General features: G+C 72.4%; 13 protein-coding genes. 5 read left to right on the top strand and 8 right to left on the bottom strand.

The genetic code is table 11. The annotated features are described in order from the left end of the window. Positions 1–145: 145 nt before the first annotated feature. From glgC to ACFYNL_RS21755, 3 genes are read right to left on the bottom strand one after another with little or no spacing between them, the layout of a single operon-like run. Positions 146–1,366 carry a glucose-1-phosphate adenylyltransferase gene (gene glgC / locus ACFYNL_RS21745; RefSeq protein WP_388805998.1) on the bottom strand — a complete coding sequence of 407 codons (1,221 nt, stop codon included), beginning with the start codon at positions 1,364–1,366 and terminating at the stop codon, positions 146–148. A gap of 52 nt (positions 1,367–1,418) precedes the next feature. Then, positions 1,419–2,570: a glycogen synthase gene (gene glgA / locus ACFYNL_RS21750; protein ID WP_388806001.1), complete on the bottom strand. Its 1,152-nt coding sequence runs from the start codon at positions 2,568–2,570 to the stop codon at positions 1,419–1,421. 41 nt (positions 2,571–2,611) lie between these two features. Further along, positions 2,612–3,367, bottom strand: a complete 756-nt coding sequence (locus ACFYNL_RS21755; protein ID WP_388806003.1) for a (2Fe-2S)-binding protein — start codon at positions 3,365–3,367, stop codon at positions 2,612–2,614. 210 nt (positions 3,368–3,577) lie between these two features. On the opposite strand from ACFYNL_RS21755, the gene ACFYNL_RS21760 reads away from it, so the two are divergent. Next, entirely contained in the window at positions 3,578–4,711 is a 1,134-nt protein-coding gene (locus ACFYNL_RS21760) for a DMT family transporter (protein WP_388806005.1), read from the top strand. Here ACFYNL_RS21760 and ACFYNL_RS21765 read toward each other — a convergent pair. Beyond that, entirely contained in the window at positions 4,701–5,894 is a 1,194-nt protein-coding gene (locus ACFYNL_RS21765) for a transglycosylase family protein (protein WP_388806007.1), read from the bottom strand. The genes ACFYNL_RS21760 and ACFYNL_RS21765 overlap by 11 nt on opposite strands. 295 nt (positions 5,895–6,189) lie before the next feature. On the opposite strand from ACFYNL_RS21765, the gene gndA reads away from it, so the two are divergent. Then, the gene (gndA, locus tag ACFYNL_RS21770) at positions 6,190–7,629 is read left to right on the top strand and encodes an NADP-dependent phosphogluconate dehydrogenase (protein WP_388806009.1); all 1,440 of its coding nucleotides are present in this window, start codon (positions 6,190–6,192) and stop codon (positions 7,627–7,629) included. A 1,047-nt stretch (positions 7,630–8,676) separates the two neighbouring features. Here the strand turns inward: gndA and ACFYNL_RS21775 are convergent. From ACFYNL_RS21775 to ACFYNL_RS21785, 3 genes are all read right to left on the bottom strand, one after another. Further along, entirely contained in the window at positions 8,677–9,024 is a 348-nt protein-coding gene (locus ACFYNL_RS21775) for a GNAT family N-acetyltransferase (RefSeq protein ID WP_388806011.1), read from the bottom strand. A gap of 44 nt (positions 9,025–9,068) precedes the next feature. Then, positions 9,069–9,491, bottom strand: a complete 423-nt coding sequence (gene panD / locus ACFYNL_RS21780; RefSeq protein WP_388806013.1) for an aspartate 1-decarboxylase — start codon at positions 9,489–9,491, stop codon at positions 9,069–9,071. 270 nt (positions 9,492–9,761) lie between these two features. Continuing rightward, a complete protein-coding gene (locus tag ACFYNL_RS21785) occupies positions 9,762–10,745 on the bottom strand; it encodes an alpha/beta fold hydrolase (RefSeq protein ID WP_388806015.1) in 984 nt (327 codons plus the stop codon). A gap of 144 nt (positions 10,746–10,889) precedes the next feature. Here ACFYNL_RS21785 and ACFYNL_RS21790 point away from each other — a divergent pair, with 144 nt between their 5' ends. Then, positions 10,890–11,519 (top strand): helix-turn-helix domain-containing protein, encoded by a 630-nt coding sequence (locus ACFYNL_RS21790; protein ID WP_388806017.1) that lies wholly within the window; start codon positions 10,890–10,892, stop codon positions 11,517–11,519. Between the two features lie 548 nt (positions 11,520–12,067). Here the strand turns inward: ACFYNL_RS21790 and ACFYNL_RS21795 are convergent. After that, the gene (locus ACFYNL_RS21795; RefSeq protein WP_388806019.1) at positions 12,068–13,444 is read right to left on the bottom strand and encodes a mucin-1; all 1,377 of its coding nucleotides are present in this window, start codon (positions 13,442–13,444) and stop codon (positions 12,068–12,070) included. A 207-nt stretch (positions 13,445–13,651) separates the two neighbouring features. Between ACFYNL_RS21795 and ACFYNL_RS21800 the strand changes: the two genes are divergently transcribed. Both ACFYNL_RS21800 and ACFYNL_RS21805 read left to right on the top strand, forming a co-directional pair. After that, entirely contained in the window at positions 13,652–14,671 is a 1,020-nt protein-coding gene (locus tag ACFYNL_RS21800; RefSeq protein WP_388806020.1) for a LacI family DNA-binding transcriptional regulator, read from the top strand. A 95-nt stretch (positions 14,672–14,766) separates the two neighbouring features. Beyond that, entirely contained in the window at positions 14,767–16,110 is a 1,344-nt protein-coding gene (locus ACFYNL_RS21805) for an ABC transporter substrate-binding protein (protein WP_388806022.1), read from the top strand. Positions 16,111–16,170: the final 60 nt, after the last annotated feature.

A 16,170-nucleotide genomic window follows, 5' to 3' on the forward strand; every position in this document is an offset into this window, starting at 1 on the left:
CGAAGTCGAGCTCGGGCGTGCGGTCGTCGCCGAGGGCCGTGGCCGCTGTCGCCCGGTGGGGTTCGAGACCGCCGGGCTCCGTGCGGGGCAGGAGCGAGAGTCCCGCAGACCCGGGGGCGAGGTGCGCGCGACCGCTACGAAGCCGCTACGTGACCAACTGCCCCTTCCCCAGGGCGATCACCCCGCCCTTGGAGACGGTGTACAGCTCCGCGTCACGCTCCGGGTTGACGCCGATCGTCGCGCCCGGGGGCACCTCGACGTTCTTGTCCAGCACGGCCCCCCGCACCACCGCGCCCCGCCCGATGCGCACGTTGTCGTGCAGGACCGCCCCCTGCACCACGGCCCCCGGATCGACCACCACGCCCGGCGAGAGCACGGACCGCGTGACCTGCCCGCGGATCAGGCAGCCGGCGCTGACGATGGACTCGCCGGCGATGCCGCCCGCGTTGAAGCGGGCCGGGGAGAGCTGGTTGGAGTGGGTGTAGACGGGCCACTGGCGGTTGTAGAGGTTGAAGGCGGGGCGTTCGGCTATGAGGTCCATGTGGGCGTCGTAGTACGCGTCCAGGGTGCCGACGTCCCGCCAGTAGCCGCGGTCGCGGTTGGTCTCGCCGGGGACGTGGTTGGCGCTGAAGTCGTACAGCTGGGCCTCGCCCCGCTCGGTGAGCTGGGGCAGGATCGAGCCGCCCATGTCATGCACGGAGTTCTCGTCCTCGGCGTCCCGCTGGAGCGCCTCGATGAGGGCCTTGGTGGTGAAGATGTAGTTGCCCATGGAGGCGAACACGCACTCCGGGTCGTCCGGGAGGCCGGGCGGGTCGGCGGGCTTCTCCAGGAACCGCTCCACGCTCTGGCCGTCCGAACCGGGGCTGATCACGCCGAAGGACGAGGACTCCCCGCGCGGGACGCGTATGCCGGCCACCGTGACACCCGCGCCGCTCTCGATGTGCTGGGCGAGCATCTGGCGCGGGTCCATGCGGTACACGTGATCGGCGCCGAACACGGCGACGTACTCGGGGCGTTCGTCGTAGACCAGGTTGAGCGACTGCAGGATCGCGTCCGCGCTGCCCAGGTACCAGCGCGGGCCGAGCCGCTGCTGCGCCGGGACCGGTGTGACGTAGTTGCCGAGCAGGCTGGACATCCGCCAGGTGGTGGTGATGTGCCGGTCCAGCGAGTGCGACTTGTACTGCGTGAGGACGCAGATGCGCAGGATGTCGGCGTTGACGAGGTTGGAGAGGACGAAGTCGACGAGGCGATACGTTCCTCCGAAGGTGACCGCTGGTTTCGCACGGTCCGCGGTCAGGGGCATCAGGCGCTTGCCCTCTCCGCCCGCGAGCACGATTCCGAGCACCGAAGGTCCGCCTCGACGCATGGGCCGCTCCCCTCACCCTGGTTGATGCCAGCCTGCCCCTGTGCGGGGCGCGCTAAGCCTGCTTGAGGATCTCCCCGTAGAGCCGGGCGGTCCGCCGGGCCACCGCGTCCCAGCCGAACTCCCCCACGGCCCGCTCCCGTCCGGCCTCGCCCATCCGGCGGGCGGTCTCCGGGTCGCCGATCACCGAGTCCAGGGCCTGCGCGAGACCGGCCTCGAAGCCGTCGTCCAGCGTGACGAGCAGGCCCGTCCTGCCGTCGTCGACCACCTCGGGAATACCGCCGACCCGCGAGGCCACCACGGGAGTTCCGCAGGCCATCGCCTCCAGGTTGACGATGCCGAGGGGTTCGTACACCGAGGGGCAGACGAACACGGCGGCGTGGGTGAGGAGTTGGATGACCTCCGGGCGCGGCAGCATCTGCGGGATCCAGTGCACGCCCTCGCGGACCCGGCTCAGTTCCTGGTAGAGGTCGCGGAACTCCTGGTCGATCTCCGGGGTGTCGGGGGCGCCGGCGCACAGCACGACCTGGGCGGCCGGATCGATGTCCCGTACGGCGCGCAGCAGGTGCGGCACGCCCTTCTGGCGGGTGATACGCCCGACGAACAGCACGTACGGGCGGTCCGGGTCGAGGCCGAACCGGCGCAGGACGTCGGTGCCGCGGTCCGGGCGGTACAGGGTGGTGTCGATGCCGTTGTGCACCACGTGGACCCGGTCCGGGTCCAGCGCCGGGTAGCAGCCGAGGATGTCCTCGCGCATGGCCCCGGACACGGCGATCACCGCGTCGGCGGCCTCGATCGCGGTCCGCTCGGCCCAGCCGGACAGGGCGTAGCCGCCGCCCAGCTGCTCGGCCTTCCAGGGGCGCAGGGGTTCCAGGGAGTGGGCGGTCATCACGTGCGGGATGCCGTACAGGAGCTTGCCGAGGTGGCCGGCGAGGTTGGCGTACCAGGTGTGGGAGTGGACGAGTTCGCGGCCCTGCAGGCCGGCCGCCATGGCGAGGTCCACGGAGAAGGTGCGCAGCGCGTCGTTGGCGGTGTCCAGCGCGGACCAGGGGCGATGGCGCAGTACGCCCACCGCTCGGCCCTCGCCCCAGCAGTGCACCTCAAGGTCGACGAGATCCCGCAACTCCCGGGCGAGGAACTCGACATGGACGCCCGCGCCGCCGTACACATCCGGCGGGTACTCCCGGGTCAGCAGTCCCACTCGCACCCGGAACCCCCTGTTCTCAGCGGCTGGTTGCCCTTTCATGGTCACTCAGACGGGGCGTGTACGGAAGAGCGCGGGGGTCGCGTGAAGCAACAGTCACCGCACACGCCGCCGCCCGGCACCCGGTAGTAGAGGCAGCAGCTGCGGCGCCGGAAGGCGGTTTCGGTGAGGGTGCCGGTGCCGGCGAGGAGGGGATGGCCGAGGAGTTCCGCGGTCAGGGCACGGGTCCGGTCCGCCGTTTCGGTACGGCCGTGCGCACGGGCCCACTGGTCGAGCTGCCGGGCGGCGCCCGCCAGCGCGGAGGCGGCGTTGCCCCGCAGCAGACCGGGGGCGACCCGGTGGCGGGTGTGCAGGGCGGCGGCCAGTGGTTCGAGATGGCCGTGCAGGACGACCCGGGCGAGGGTGGCGGGGTCGGCCGGCAGTGGCCGCACCGCGGTGAGCCGGAGGTCGTCGGGGGCGCCGGCGTCGGGGTCCCAGTGGAGCAGGCGCGGGTCGAGGTCGGGGACGCGGCCGTAGAGGGCCGCGCAGCCGAGCGTGATGGACCACAGGCGGGCCGCGAGCCCCTGCTGGGCCACCGAGGCGGCGACGCGCGTCTCGGGGGCGCGCAGGGCGTGCGCGACCTTCCGGACGCGGAACGCCAGGGCGTCGCCGGGTGCGTCCGACGGCCGGCTCCCGTACGCCTGCGCCAGGGTCGGCAGCGGCCGGAACGCTTCCTCCGCGGTGCGCAGCACGAAGAAGCCTCCGAGCGGGCGGAGAGCGGCGAGGTCGGGGTCGAGATCCACGAAGAGCAGTAGTACCAAGGCCCGTCGGGGTTTTCACCTGGGGGTCTCCCCCAGGGGGCACCAGCCTTGGGGATGAGGTGGCCGTCGCCGTACTCCATCGGCAGTACGACACAGTGCGTGCTCTGGTACGACGACGGGAAGACCTTTTCGCGGCATCGTGTTGGTCATGAGAGCCGACCGTTCGCCGCGCCGGGGTCACCGCCCCCGCTCCACGCAGAGGAGCAGCTCATGAGTGCCCTCGCGTTGTCCGTGCTCCTGTCGTTCGTCTCCGCCGTCGCCTACGCCGGCGGGGCGATCGTGCAGGAGCGTGTCGCGGTGTCCTCGCCGGGGCAGCAGTTCGCGCCGATGCGCCGGCCGGGCTGGTGGGCGGCGATCGCGCTGAACGGTCTGGGCGGTCTGCTGCATGTGGTGGCGCTGGCCTTCGGGCCCTTGAGTCTGGTGCAGCCGCTCGGTGCTCTGACGATCGTGTTCGCGCTGCCGATGGCGGCGCTGTTCGTGGGGCGCAAGGCCGGCTCGACGGCCTGGCGGGGCGCGATCATGGCGACCGTGGGTCTCGCCGGTCTGCTGTCGCTGGTCGGCTCCTCCGAGTCGCAGTCCCTGGACACGGCGCAGCGTGTGGGAGTGGCCCTGGTGACCGGCGGCATGGTCGTGGCCCTGATGGTCGCGGGAAGGGCCGCGCACCGGCATCCGGCGGTGCGCAGCATGCTGCTCGCGACGGGCTCCGGCATAGCCTTCGGCATGTCCTCGGTGTTCACGAAGATCGTCGCCGTCGACTGGAACGGCGGGGTGTCGGCGGCCGACCTGCCGGCGCTCGGCACGATAGGCGTCTTCGCCACGGGCGGTCTGCTGCTGTCGCAGGCCGCCTACCGGGGCGCGGGGCTCGCGGCGCCGCTGGCCACGCTGACGGTCGTGAACCCGGTGGTGGCGGCCGCGGTCGGCATCACGATGTTCGGCGAGACCTTCCGGTACGGCACCACGGGCACCGTGCTCGCCCTCGGCTGCGGCGTGGTCGCGGCGGGTGGCCTGATCCTGCTGACGACGGAGCGGATCGCCCGCACGGAGGCGGAGGCCGTGGAGGCCGTGCCCGGCACCGACGCCGTGGCGGCCCTGGCCGAGGCGCGTGCGCCGGAGCTGCTCCCCGGCCTTCCCCGGCCGGCCGTGACGACGCCCCGCGAGGAGGTCGTCGTCCCGGACAGCATCGAGGACATCCTCACACCCGCCCGGGTCGCGGAGGGCGCGTACGAGGAGCGGCGGCCGCTGCCCGCCGAGGCGGAGCCGGCGAACCTCTACGGCCCCTACTACGGCGGGCCGTACGTCCCGACCCCGGTCCTCGACCGGCATCGCATCCGCGTCAAATCCTGACGCCGCCTGCGCGCAGGTACGCCACCGGGTCGATGTCCGCCCCGAAGCCGGGCCCCGTCCGCACCTCGAAGTGCAGATGCGGGCCCGTGCTGTTGCCGGTGGACCCGGAGCGGCCGATGCGCTGGCCGGCCCCGACCGACTGCCCGGTCTTCACGGAGATGGCCGAAAGATGCGCGTACTGGCTGTAGCGGCCGTCGGAGTGCCGGATCACCACCTCGTAGCCGAAGGAGCCGCCCCATCCGGCGCTGACCACCTTGCCCGCTCCGACGGACTGCACCGACGTACCGGTCGGGACCGGGAAGTCGACGCCCGTGTGGTAGCCCTTCGACCAGTTGGGACCGGCCTTGCGGTAGGGGGTGCCGGCGGCGGAGCTGACCGGGGCGACGAGGGAACGGCCGGTCGAGGCGGCCTGCTCCTTCTTCTCCGTCCGCCGTTCCGGCTTCCCCGTCTGCCGTTCCGGCGCGGCCTTGCGGGGCGGCGACTTGGGTTCGGCCGTCCGCGGCGGCGCCTCGTCCGCCGTGGTCACCGCCTTGCCGCGCACCGCGAGCCGCTGGCCCGGCAGGATCAGATCGGGGTCCGTGCCGATGGCCTTCCGGTTGGCGGCGTACAGGCCCCGCCAACCGCCCTTGACCCGCTGCGTCTCGGCGATCCCGGAGAGGGTGTCGCCGTGGACCACGGTGTACATCTCGGCCTTGCCCGCACGGGACTGGGGTGTGGTCTGCGGCTGGACGTCCTTGATCGAGGTCTTCGTCTTCTTCGTCGGCTTCGTGGTGGTGCCGGCGGGGTGGATGTCCGGCGTGTCCCCGCCTCGGGTCAGCCCGGCCCGTACCGAGCACACCGGCCAGGCGTCGGGCCCCTGCCCGTCCAGCACCTTCTCCGCCACGGCGATCTGCTGGTCCTTGGTGGCCAGGTCGGCGCGCGCGGCGTACTCGGTGCCGCCGTAGGCCTCCCACGTCGACTGGGCGAACTGCAGCCCGCCGTAGTAGCCGTTCCCGGTGTTGACGTCCCACCTGCTGGTCGACTCGCATGCGGCGACCTTGTTCCAGGTGTCCAGGTCGGCCGCTTGCGCGGCGCCGGTGCCGATGAACGGCAGCGCCATTCCGGCGCCGCCCGCGGTGACGGTGAGTGAGGCGCGGTTGATCCTGTTCGGCTGGTACCGGCGGTGCCGGCCGCGTACGGCCATGTCGGAGCCCCCCATTGACATGCGTCAGAAGGGGCAAAAGTAAGCGCCGCGAACAGGCCATGACAAGACGGCAATTCAGCCGCCTGTTCACGCCAAGTGGCGAGGGACCGGCGCATGTTGTCCGGCACGCCGGTACCGCTGAGTGCGAGGGGGCCTTCCGTGCGTATCTGCCTGCGCGACATCGCGCCACCCCGGGTGTGCGGCCGGAATACCAGCACGTCAGGATGGACGATGGGGCAACACTGGCGGGCATGACCGGCACCGCTGATATATCGAGGTCACTAGGAGCCAACGCATGAGCACTTCGGCGCAGATCGGCGTCACGGGTCTGGCGGTCATGGGCCGCAACCTCGCCCGCAACTTCGCCCGCAACGGCTACACGGTCGCGGTGCACAACCGGACCCCGGCGCGGATGCGCGCGCTGGTGGAGGAGTTCGGGAGCGAGGGCGAGTTCGTCGCGGCCGAGACCGCGAAGGAGTTCGTGGCGGCGCTGGAGCGACCGCGGCGGCTGGTCATCATGGTCAAGGCCGGTGAGCCGACCGACGCGGTGATCCAGGAGTTCGCGCCGCTGCTGGAGCCCGGCGACATGATCATCGACGGTGGCAACGCGCACTTCGCGGACACCCGGCGCCGCGAGCGTGAGCTGCGCGAGCAGGGCATCCACTTCGTCGGCATGGGCGTCTCCGGCGGTGAGGAGGGCGCGCTGCACGGGCCGAGCATCATGCCCGGTGGCCCGAAGGAGTCGTACGACTCACTGGGCCCGATGCTGGAGAAGATCTCGGCGAAGGCGGCGGACGGCGCCCCCTGCGTGACCCATGTGGGACCGGACGGCGCCGGGCACTTCGTGAAGATGGTGCACAACGGTATCGAGTACGCCGACATGCAGCTCATCGGCGAGGCGTACCAGCTGCTGCGCGACGTCGCCGGGTACGAGCCCGCGCAGATCGCGGAGATCTTCCGGACCTGGAACACCGGCCGTCTCGACTCCTACCTGATCGAGATCACGGCCGAGGTGCTGTCCCACGTGGACGCGGCGACGGGCAAGCCGTTCGTGGACGTGGTGGTCGACCAGGCCGAGCAGAAGGGCACGGGCCGGTGGACCGTGCAGATCGCGCTGGACCTCGGCGTGCCGGTCTCCGGGATCGCGGAGGCGGTCTTCGCCCGCTCGCTGTCCGGGCACGCCGAGCTGCGCGAGGCCTCGCGCGGGCTGGCCGGTCCGAAGGCGACGCCGCTGAGCGAGGCGGAGGCCGCGGCCTTCGCCGACCGCGTCGAGCAGGCGCTGTACGCCTCGAAGATCGTGTCGTACACGCAGGGCTTCCACGAGATCGACGCGGCGCGCGCCGAGTACGACTGGGACATCGACCTGGGCGCCGTCTCGGCCATCTGGCGCGGCGGCTGCATCATCCGCGCCGCGTTCCTCGACCGCATCCGCGCCGCGTACGACGCCCGGCCCGACCTGCCGAGCCTGCTCGCGGACGAGACGTTCGCGCAGGAGATCGCGGCCGCACAGGACGACTGGCGCGAGGTGCTGATCGCGGCGACGCGGCAGGGCGTGCCGACGCCGGGCTTCGCGGCGGCCCTCGCGTACTACGACGCCCTGCGTGCCGAGCGGCTGCCCGCGGCCCTCACCCAGGGGCAGCGGGACTACTTCGGGGCGCACACCTACCGGCGCACCGACCGGGACGGGTCGTTCCACACGCTGTGGGGCGGGGACCGGTCCGAGGTGTCGGCCTAGCTGCCGCGTGCCACCGGGGGCGGCAGCTAGGCCGACACCTCGGTGTACGTGTACACGCGCCACGACAGTCTGCCGCCCTGCTGAGCCCCGTCGGTGTCAGGACAGCGGCGGACCCGGCTCCGGGTTCGGCACCGGCTCCGGTCCCGGCGGGATCGGGGACGGGGAGGGGCCCGGGGGCGGGGTCGGGCTCGGGGGTGTCGGGTTCGGCGGCGGTGTGGGGCCCGGCGGCGACGGCGGGGGCGGCCCCGGCGGGGGCGGCGGTTCGGGGGTCGGTCCGGGCTCCGGGGGCGGGACCGGCTCCGGGCCCGGGGTCGGCCCCGGATGGACAGGGTCCGGGTACGGGTTCGTCATGGCATCCTCCAGCCCATGGGTCACGTCGGCTCTGGACTACTCCCCCGCGTACCCGAGGGCCGAGCCACCAGTCACTCACCCGGCGTCAATGCGGGCGGCCAGGTGGGTCATCCGGGGCGGAACCGTGGGAGACGGGACACGAGTTCACCGTCACTCCCGACACTCGCCGCTCCCCCGGCTCATCCGCCCCGTACCGCCTCCGCGCCTGCCGCCGGCCCCGGGCGTGGGCCGGCCAGGACCGGGATCGAGGTCGTCGTCAGGTGCCACCAGCCAGGCGCAGCCCTCCGTGCTACCCGCCTCGAAACGCCCCCCGGGCGGGTCCGTACGTCGACGGCACGCCCGGCGCCGTGCGCGCCTCCTCCTCGACCAGGTTCACGGCCGGACCCGATGACGCCCCGGGCCCCGCGGCCACGGCCGCCGCCATCGGGCGGTCGACCCAGCAGCACCGGCACCCCTGTCGCGGGGGCGGCCGCCTCCGCGACACCATCGACGGTCGAGCACGTGCACAACACGGCCCGCGCCCTCGGCGACGGCCCGGCGCAGGGTTTCGCGGATGTCCTTCGCCCCCCCTCGCCGCGGGCGCGGCCCAGCAGCTCATCGTCGACGAAGTGCCGTAGTTCCAGGCCCGGGTGGATCAAGTCGCGCAGTGCGTCGGAGACAGGGACGTGCAGGGGCGAGGTGCGCAGCAGGCCGGCGTCAGAAGCGGCCGGGATGGGCCCGCAGCCAGTCCTTCGCGGCCTCCAGCACTGCGGGGGCCACTACGGGGGCCTCGTCGGGGTGACGCTCGGCCCACTTGGCGACGTACGGGCACAACGGCGCCACGACGGCCCCTTCGCGCGCCGCCGTGCCGTACAGCTCACGTGCCAGAGACCCGGCGATGCCCTGCCCCTCGTGGGCCGGTTCCACGATGGTGTGGACCGGGACCAGGGCGCGTGCCGGCGCTTCGAGGACGAAGTACTCGATGTGGCCGACCACTTCGCCTTCCTGGACTGCTTCCAGGCGGCCGGCCGGCCGGTCGTCGCGGATCTTCGTCTCGCTGCTCATGGCACGCTCCTGGTCCGTTGTCCGTCCGGGCCGAGCGGCCGCTGTCAGGCCACCGGCACCGCTTGCGGGCTGCGCTCCTGGTCGGAGCCGGGCACCGGCTCGGACGGGTCGGCGCCCAGGGCCACGATGCGGTTGGCACCGTCCACGTGCACGACCCGCGGCTCGTACTCCCGCGCCTCGGCATCGGTCATCTGAGCGTAGCTGATGATGATCACCAGGTCACCGGGGTGCACGAGATGGGCGGCGGCACCGTTGATGCCGACGACCCCCGAGCCGCGTTCGCCCTCGATGACGTACGTCTCCAGACGGGCGCCGTTGGTGATGTCGACGATGTGGACCAGCTCGCCGGGCAGCAGGTCGGCGGCGTCGAGAAGGTCCGCGTCGATGGTCACGGATCCCACATAGTGCAGGTCGGCCTGGGTGACGGTGGCGCGGTGGATCTTGGACTTGAACAGAGTACGCAGCATCTGGACTCCTGGAAGACGGCTCCCTGCCTGCTTTGTGCAGGTCAAGGGCGGTCTTCACTCTACACGGGCACGTCCCGGCCGACGATTGTGAGGAACATCGCTTCTCATGGCGCCCTGTGGCTGCTCAACGGCTCCCTGCTGCGCCTGGGCGCGGGCCTCGGACAGGTGCTGGGCCCTGCCCTGGTGGCCGTGCAACTCACCGCGCCGCAGGGGCAGTGGCGGCCACCAACTCGTTGTTCGGGGCGGGGATCGCGGCGTTCACGCTCGCCATCACGTACTTCTTCCGAGCCAGTCGGTCAGCAGCCCGTTGACCTCGTCGGGGCGTTCCTGCTGGATCCAGTGGCCGCAGCCGTCCAGCAGGTGGGATGCGGACAGGGCGGGGAGGGTGGTGGGGTAGGCGTCGATGGCGTCCGACATCCAGGTGGTGGAGGCGTCCAGGGCGCCGCCGATGAACAGGGACGGCTGCTTGATCGGGGCTCCGCGGTGAGGGGCGAGGTCTTCCCAGTCGCGGTCCATGTTGCGGTAGCGGTTGAGGGCGCCGGTCAGGCCGGTGCGCTCGAACTCCCCGGCGTAGACGTCGAGGTCCTCCTCGCTCAACCAGGCCGGCAGCGGGCCGGCGGGGAAACGGTCGCGCAGTTCACGGCCTGGGGCGACGAAGTGCGGGTCGGGTTCGCCCTCGGCCGGCATGGTGTCGGCGGACAGGGCCGCGTAGAAGCCTGCGAGCCAGCCCCGGACATCGGGCTCGATCTCCGCCTCGGCGCGGCCGGGCTCCTGGAAGTAGGAGACGTAGAACTCCTGCTCGGGGCCGCCGATCCGGCCGAGGATCTCGGTGGGGCGGGGGCCGCCGGGCGGCGCGTACGGGACGCTCAGCAAGCCGACAGCGCGGAAGACTTCGGGGTGGAGGAGGGCGGAGGCGGAGGCGATGCCGGAGCCCCAGTCGTGGCCGACGACCACCGCGCTCTCCTCGCCGAGGGCGCGCACGACGGCGACGTTGTCCTCCACCAGGTCGAGCATGCGGTAGGCCTCGGTCGCGGCGGGCTTGGAGGAGCGGCCGTAGCCGCGTACGCCGATCGCCACTGTCCGGTATCCGGCCGCGGCGAGGGCCGGGAGTTGGCGGCGCCAGGAGTACCAGGACTCGGGAAAGCCGTGCACCAGCAGGACCAGCGGGCCGGTCCCCTGCTCGACCAGGTGCAGGCGCCCGGCGGGGGCCTCGACGGTCCGGTGGCGGAGTACTGCGGTCGGCTCGGATCGCATGGGGGACTTCTCCTCTGCTCGCGGGCGGCGGGCGGCACCCGTCGATCATGCGGTGCGGCGGCCACTCGGCGCGATCAGCGTTGCCATTCTGGCAAGCTTGCAGGCCGGCGTGGTGAAGCGGCTCGACGGGGAGGAACAGGGACGGTGGCAGGGGACGACGTGGCCCGGACGCTGGCTGCGACGGGGCCCCGGCTGCGGGCCGTGCGCGAGCGCCGTGGCCTCACACTCGCCGGTGTCAGCCGCGCGACCGGCATCTCGCCCAGTACGCTCTCGCGGATCGAGACCGGCCGGCGCAAGCCCACCCTGGAGGTGGTGCTGCAACTGGCAAAGGAGTACGGAGTGTTGCTGGACGAACTGGTCGGTACCGCACCCGCTCCTGCGGCCCGGCCCCGCGGCACGGCGCCGCGCAGCTTCGGCGACGGCAAGGCGGTGGTGCCGCTGACCCGCTACGTCGGCGGCCTGCACGCCCACAAGCATGTCCTGCCTGCCGTCGAGGGGCCGTCCGGGCGGCCCCGGCAGATGTCCCACGAGGGCTACGAGTGGCTGTGCGTCCTGTACGGGCGGTTGTGGCTCGCACTCGGTGACCAGGACCTCGTCCTGGCTGCCGGGGAGGTCGCCGAGTTCGACACCCGCATCCCGCACGGACTCGCGAACGCCGGATCCGACGGACCGGTCGAGTATCTGATCATGTTCGGGCCGCAAGGGGAACGGCTGCGGCCACGCACCCCTCCGGCCGCTGGTGGCGGAACCGGTGGCGGAGAACCCGCTGACTGAGCACGTGTGAGAAACCGCGTGCCTCGCTGGTGGCCAGAACAAGGTGGCCGACCGAGCGCACCATGTCCTGGCTCGGCGGCTGACGCCGCGCGCACCGCCGCTGTGGGCGCAGGGCCGCCGACCGCTTCCCGGCCTTCACCGCCATCACCCGCAGCCTCACGACGTCCCGCGGACTTACCGCCATCACGCGCAGCCTCATCCCGTCCCACGGACTCCGCGCCATCACCCACAGCCTCACCCCGTCCCACGGACTCCCCACCACCGCCCGCAGCCTCACCCCGTCCCACGGACTCCCCACCACCGCCCCCAGCCTCACCCCGTCCCACGGACTCCCCACCACCGCCCGCAGCCTCACCCCGTCCCACGGACTCGCCGAAGGAGACGGTGTCCGAGCACCCTGCGGGAGCGGCGGAGCAGCGGTCGTCCGCGCGCCGCCCCGGCAAAAGGACCTCACCTGCTCATGGTGGTCACCACAGCGAGGTGCGCCTGACCGTGGTCGCGGCGCGACTGCCTTCGGCCGCTCCCGCGACGACCTGCGGCCCCCGATCTCACCGCAGGCCGGCAGGGGTGGCCGCGGTGGCTGCCGTCGGGCCGGGCCACACGGCGGAGGCGTCGTCCCGGCGGGGGTCGGGCAGGCGGACCGGGCGGACCGGGACCGGGGCGGCACCGTTGCCGGTGACCGCCGTCCAGGAGACGGGCCGACCTGAATAGCTCAGAGCCGTCAGCGCGAACGTGTCGTCGGCGTAGACCTCGACGTACTCGCCGACCGTGAGGATGCGCAGCGCGCCGGGGGGTCTCGGCAGATCGGTCCGCGCCAGCACCCGTCCGCCGGGCCCGGTGACCCGTAGGTCCTTGCCGTCGCAGGCCACGGTGAGGGCGGCGCGGTCGCCGTCCGGATCCTCGGCGCGCAGAACCACCTCGACGCGGCCGCTGACGCCGATGTCGCCGACAGCGTGCAGTTCGGGACCGCCGGTCGGCTCCTCCAGCCAGGTGTCCAGGCCCGGCCACCATTCCAGGCGGGGCGCCTCGCCCGGCCGCGTGACCAGCGTCTTCGGCTGGGCGAGCATGCCGCGGCAGCGGTCGCCGGTGTCGGTGAGGCCGACGCGGCGCGGGGTGGTGTGCAGGACGACGCGGGAGCCGTCGGGGGCGGCGACGACGCGCGGAGCGTACGCGCCTGTCGGCCCGAGCGGGCCGCGACGGGTCCACGGGCCACGCAGGCGGGGGGCGGTCCACGCCTCGAAGCCCCGGGTGGCGCCGATGGAGCCGAGCAGCAGCCAGCTGCCGTCGTCGAGGCGTTCCAGGACCGGGCACTCCAGTTCGTCGACGTCGCCGGGGGAGATGAGCGGCGGGTGGACGGTCCAGTGCTCCAGGTCGTCGGAAGTGGCCCAGGCCACGCAGCCGCTGACGTCGACGGGCAGGGCGGCGTCGGCGGCGCAGATCACCATGACCCAGCCGTCGGACTCGTCGTCGCGCACCACGAAGGGGTCGCGCCAGCCCATGCGTTCGTTTGTGCGGTACCAGCGCGGGTCGGCCTCGACCACCGGTCCCGAGCCGTGGCGGCGCCAACCGGTGCCGTCGGTGCGCTCGGAGTACGCCAGACCGACCGACTGCAGGGGCCAGCCGCCGGGGGTGAGTCCTGAGACGGCGGTGTAGAGCATCGCCATGCCGAGGTCGTGCGGGAAGGCGTGCATGGTCCACACCGCCTGCTGGTCGAAGCGGCCCGGCAGGCCGTTGCCGAAGGCGGTGCCCTGCGGCTCCCAGTGGACCAGGTCGGTGGAGGTGGCCCGGCCGTAGGAGGTCTCCATGCGCAGGTGGTCGAACTCGGCCGTCCAGGGGCCCTGCAGATGCAGCACGGTGTAGGTGCCGTCCGCGTGGCGCAGGAGGTCGAAGTCGTTCACGCAGAGGCCGGGTGGCGCGTATCGCATGGACAGGTCCTGTCTGCCGACAGCAGCACTCAAACGTGTGCGCTGTTCTCTAGCTGGTGGGAGTTCCTCCGGGAGTCAGCCGAAGTAAATCTGAACGCAAACGCTTGCGCAACAGGGTGGGCGGGTTTACGGTCTCGTCACTCCCCCTCACGCCGACGTGCTGCCGGACCCCGGCCACGAGGCGTGCACCCGATCAAGGAGCGTCCCGTGACGGTCAGCATCACCGATGTCGCCGAGGCCACCGGGGTCTCGGCGTCCACCGTGTCCCGCGCCCTGCGCGGCCGTCCCGGAGTGTCGGAGGAGATGCGCGCCCGGATCGTCGCTGCCGCCGCCGAGCTGGGCTACACCGCCTCGCGCTCGGCGTCCAGCCTGGCCAGCGGGCGCACGTACACCATCGGCGTCGTCGTGCCGTACGTCGGCCGCTGGTTCTTCGGCACCGTGCTGGACGCGGCCGAGAAGGTCTTCAGCGCCGCCGGTTACGACGTCCTGCTCTACAACCTCGGATCACCGGAGGCACGCAAGCGCTTCTTCACCAAGCTGCCGATCCGCAAGCGGGTGGACGCCGTGCTGTCCCTGCTGATCCCGGACCCGGAGGAGGCCGCGGCCCTGCGCTCCCTGGACGTGCCGCTCGCCACCACGGTCGGCGGCGCCCGGCCCGGCTTCACCGTGGTCGGCATCGACGACCGGGGCGGGGCGCAGAGCGCCGTCCGGCACCTGGTGAACCTCGGCCACCGTCGGGTCGGCATGATCTCCGGGGCGAGCGAGCCGCTGCACTGGACCACGCCTCTGGACCGCCGCCAGGGCTACCTGGACGTGCTGGCGGACGCCGGGATCGAGCCCGACTCCGCCCTGGAGGCGGACGGCGGCTACACCGTCGAGGGCGGCGAGCGGGCGATGACCGAGCTGCTGGCACTGCGCCACCCGCCGACCGCCGTGTTCGCCCAGTCCGACGAGATGGCGATGGGCGCCCTGCGCGCCCTGCGCCGCCACCGGCTGAGGGTGCCGGACGACGTGTCCGTCGTCGGCTTCGACGATCACGAGCTGTCCGAGGTCGTCGGGCTGACCACCGTGGCCCAGCCGGTCGCGGCCCAGGGCCGGGAGGCGGCCCGGCTGCTGCTGGCGCAGCTGGACGACCCGGACGCCGGGCCGGGCCGGCCCGTCGAGATGCCCATCCGCTTCGTCCTCCGGGAGACCACCGCCCCGCCGCACAGCCGTCGGCAGCGGTAGTCCGCCCGCCTCGTCAACCGCCCGCTCCCACAGGGCCGTTCCGCCCCCGCTCCACCGCCCGCGCATCCACCGCACACCGCTCGGAAGGCACCACCATGACCTACGCACCCGGACGACACCGCCGTACGGGCCTGACCGCCCTCGCCCTGCTGCCCCTGGCCGCGCTGGCCGCCTGCGGCGGCGGCAGCGGCACCGGTGACACCTCCGCCGAGGAGGGCAGCGGCAAGGGCACCATCAGCGTCTGGGCCCACCAGGGCCAGGCGAGCGAGGCGACCGCGCTGCAGAACGCGGTGAAGTCCTTCAACTCCTCGCAGAAGGACGTCAAGGCCGAGCTGAAGCTCATCCCCGAGAAGGACTACACGAAGACCATCACCACCACCGACGCCTCCGAGCTGCCGGACGTGATGGAGTTCGACGGCCCGACGATGGCGAACTTCGTCTACAACAGCAAGCTCGCCCCGGTCGACGGCCACGTCTCCGCCAAGACCCTCGCCAACGCCACCGACGCGATCAAGGCGCAGGGCGAGATCGACGGCAAGCACTACGGCCTGGGCATGTTCGACGCCGGACTCGGCATGTACGCCAACAAGAAGCTGCTGGACGCGGCCGGCGTGAAGTACCCGAAGAGCGTGGACGACGCCTGGACCGCCGAGGAGTTCGGCAAGGTCCTGGGGGCGCTGAAGGGCAAGGACTCCGACGGCAAGGTCCTCGACATATCGGAGCAGTACGGACTGGCCTCCGAGTGGGGCACCTTCGGCTTCTCCCCGATCGTCTGGTCGGCCGGCGGCGGCCTGGTCAAGGACGGCAAGGCGGAGGGCGTCATCGACAGCCCGAAGGTCGTCTCCGCGATGAAGACCTTCCAGTCCTGGAAGCCGTACGTCGACCCCAACACCGACGGCAACGCCTTCGCCAAGGGCAAGGTGGCGCTGAGCTGGGTGGGCCACTGGATGTACCCCGCCTACAGCGAGGCCCTCGGTGACGACCTCGTCGTCCTGCCGCTGCCGGACTTCGGCAACGGCCCCAAGGCGGGCCAGGGCTCGTGGGCCTGGGGCATCGGCGCCGACAGCAAGAACGGCAAGGCGGCGGGCGCCTTCCTGGACTACCTGCTGAACGACACCAACGTCGGCGCGATGACGAAGGCCAACGGCGCGGTGCCCGCCACCAGGTCGGCACTCGCCAAGAGCGAGCTGTACAAGAAGGGCGGCCCGCTCCAGCTCTTCGCCGACCAGCTGGCCAAGCCGTGCGGCGACAGTGACATCAGCGCCTCGTGCGTCGCCGTCACCCGCCCGGTGACCGCCGGATACCCCACGGTCACCGCCAAGTTCAGCACGGCGCTGAACTCGATCTACGGCGGCGCCGACCCCGAGGAAGCCCTGCAGAAGGCCGCTCGCGCCATCGACCGGGACTTCACCGACAACGCCGGCTACGAGATCCCGTAACCCGCAGGACGCATCGGCCGGGGCGGGCCGTCGGTCACGTGGCTGCGCAGCGACGTGACC

The sequence above is a fragment of the Streptomyces sp. NPDC007808 genome (genome assembly GCF_042868655.1).
Classification (GTDB): Bacteria; Actinomycetota; Actinomycetes; order Streptomycetales; family Streptomycetaceae; genus Streptomyces.

Bases quoted from the DNA above. Each gene is read 5' to 3' on its own strand.
- glgC (WP_388805998.1), bottom strand. From the start codon at position 1,366: ATGCGTCGAGGCGGACCTTCGGTGCTCGGAATCGTGCTCGCGGGCGGA.
- ACFYNL_RS21760 (WP_388806005.1), top strand. From the start codon at position 3,578: ATGAGTGCCCTCGCGTTGTCCGTGCTCCTGTCGTTCGTCTCCGCCGTC.
- ACFYNL_RS21765 (WP_388806007.1), bottom strand. From the start codon at position 5,894: ATGGCCGTACGCGGCCGGCACCGCCGGTACCAGCCGAACAGGATCAAC.
- gndA (WP_388806009.1), top strand. From the start codon at position 6,190: ATGAGCACTTCGGCGCAGATCGGCGTCACGGGTCTGGCGGTCATGGGC.
- ACFYNL_RS21775 (WP_388806011.1), bottom strand. From the start codon at position 9,024: ATGAGCAGCGAGACGAAGATCCGCGACGACCGGCCGGCCGGCCGCCTG.
- panD (WP_388806013.1), bottom strand. From the start codon at position 9,491: ATGCTGCGTACTCTGTTCAAGTCCAAGATCCACCGCGCCACCGTCACC.
- ACFYNL_RS21785 (WP_388806015.1), bottom strand. From the start codon at position 10,745: ATGCGATCCGAGCCGACCGCAGTACTCCGCCACCGGACCGTCGAGGCC.
- ACFYNL_RS21795 (WP_388806019.1), bottom strand. From the start codon at position 13,444: ATGCGATACGCGCCACCCGGCCTCTGCGTGAACGACTTCGACCTCCTG.
- ACFYNL_RS21805 (WP_388806022.1), top strand. From the start codon at position 14,767: ATGACCTACGCACCCGGACGACACCGCCGTACGGGCCTGACCGCCCTC.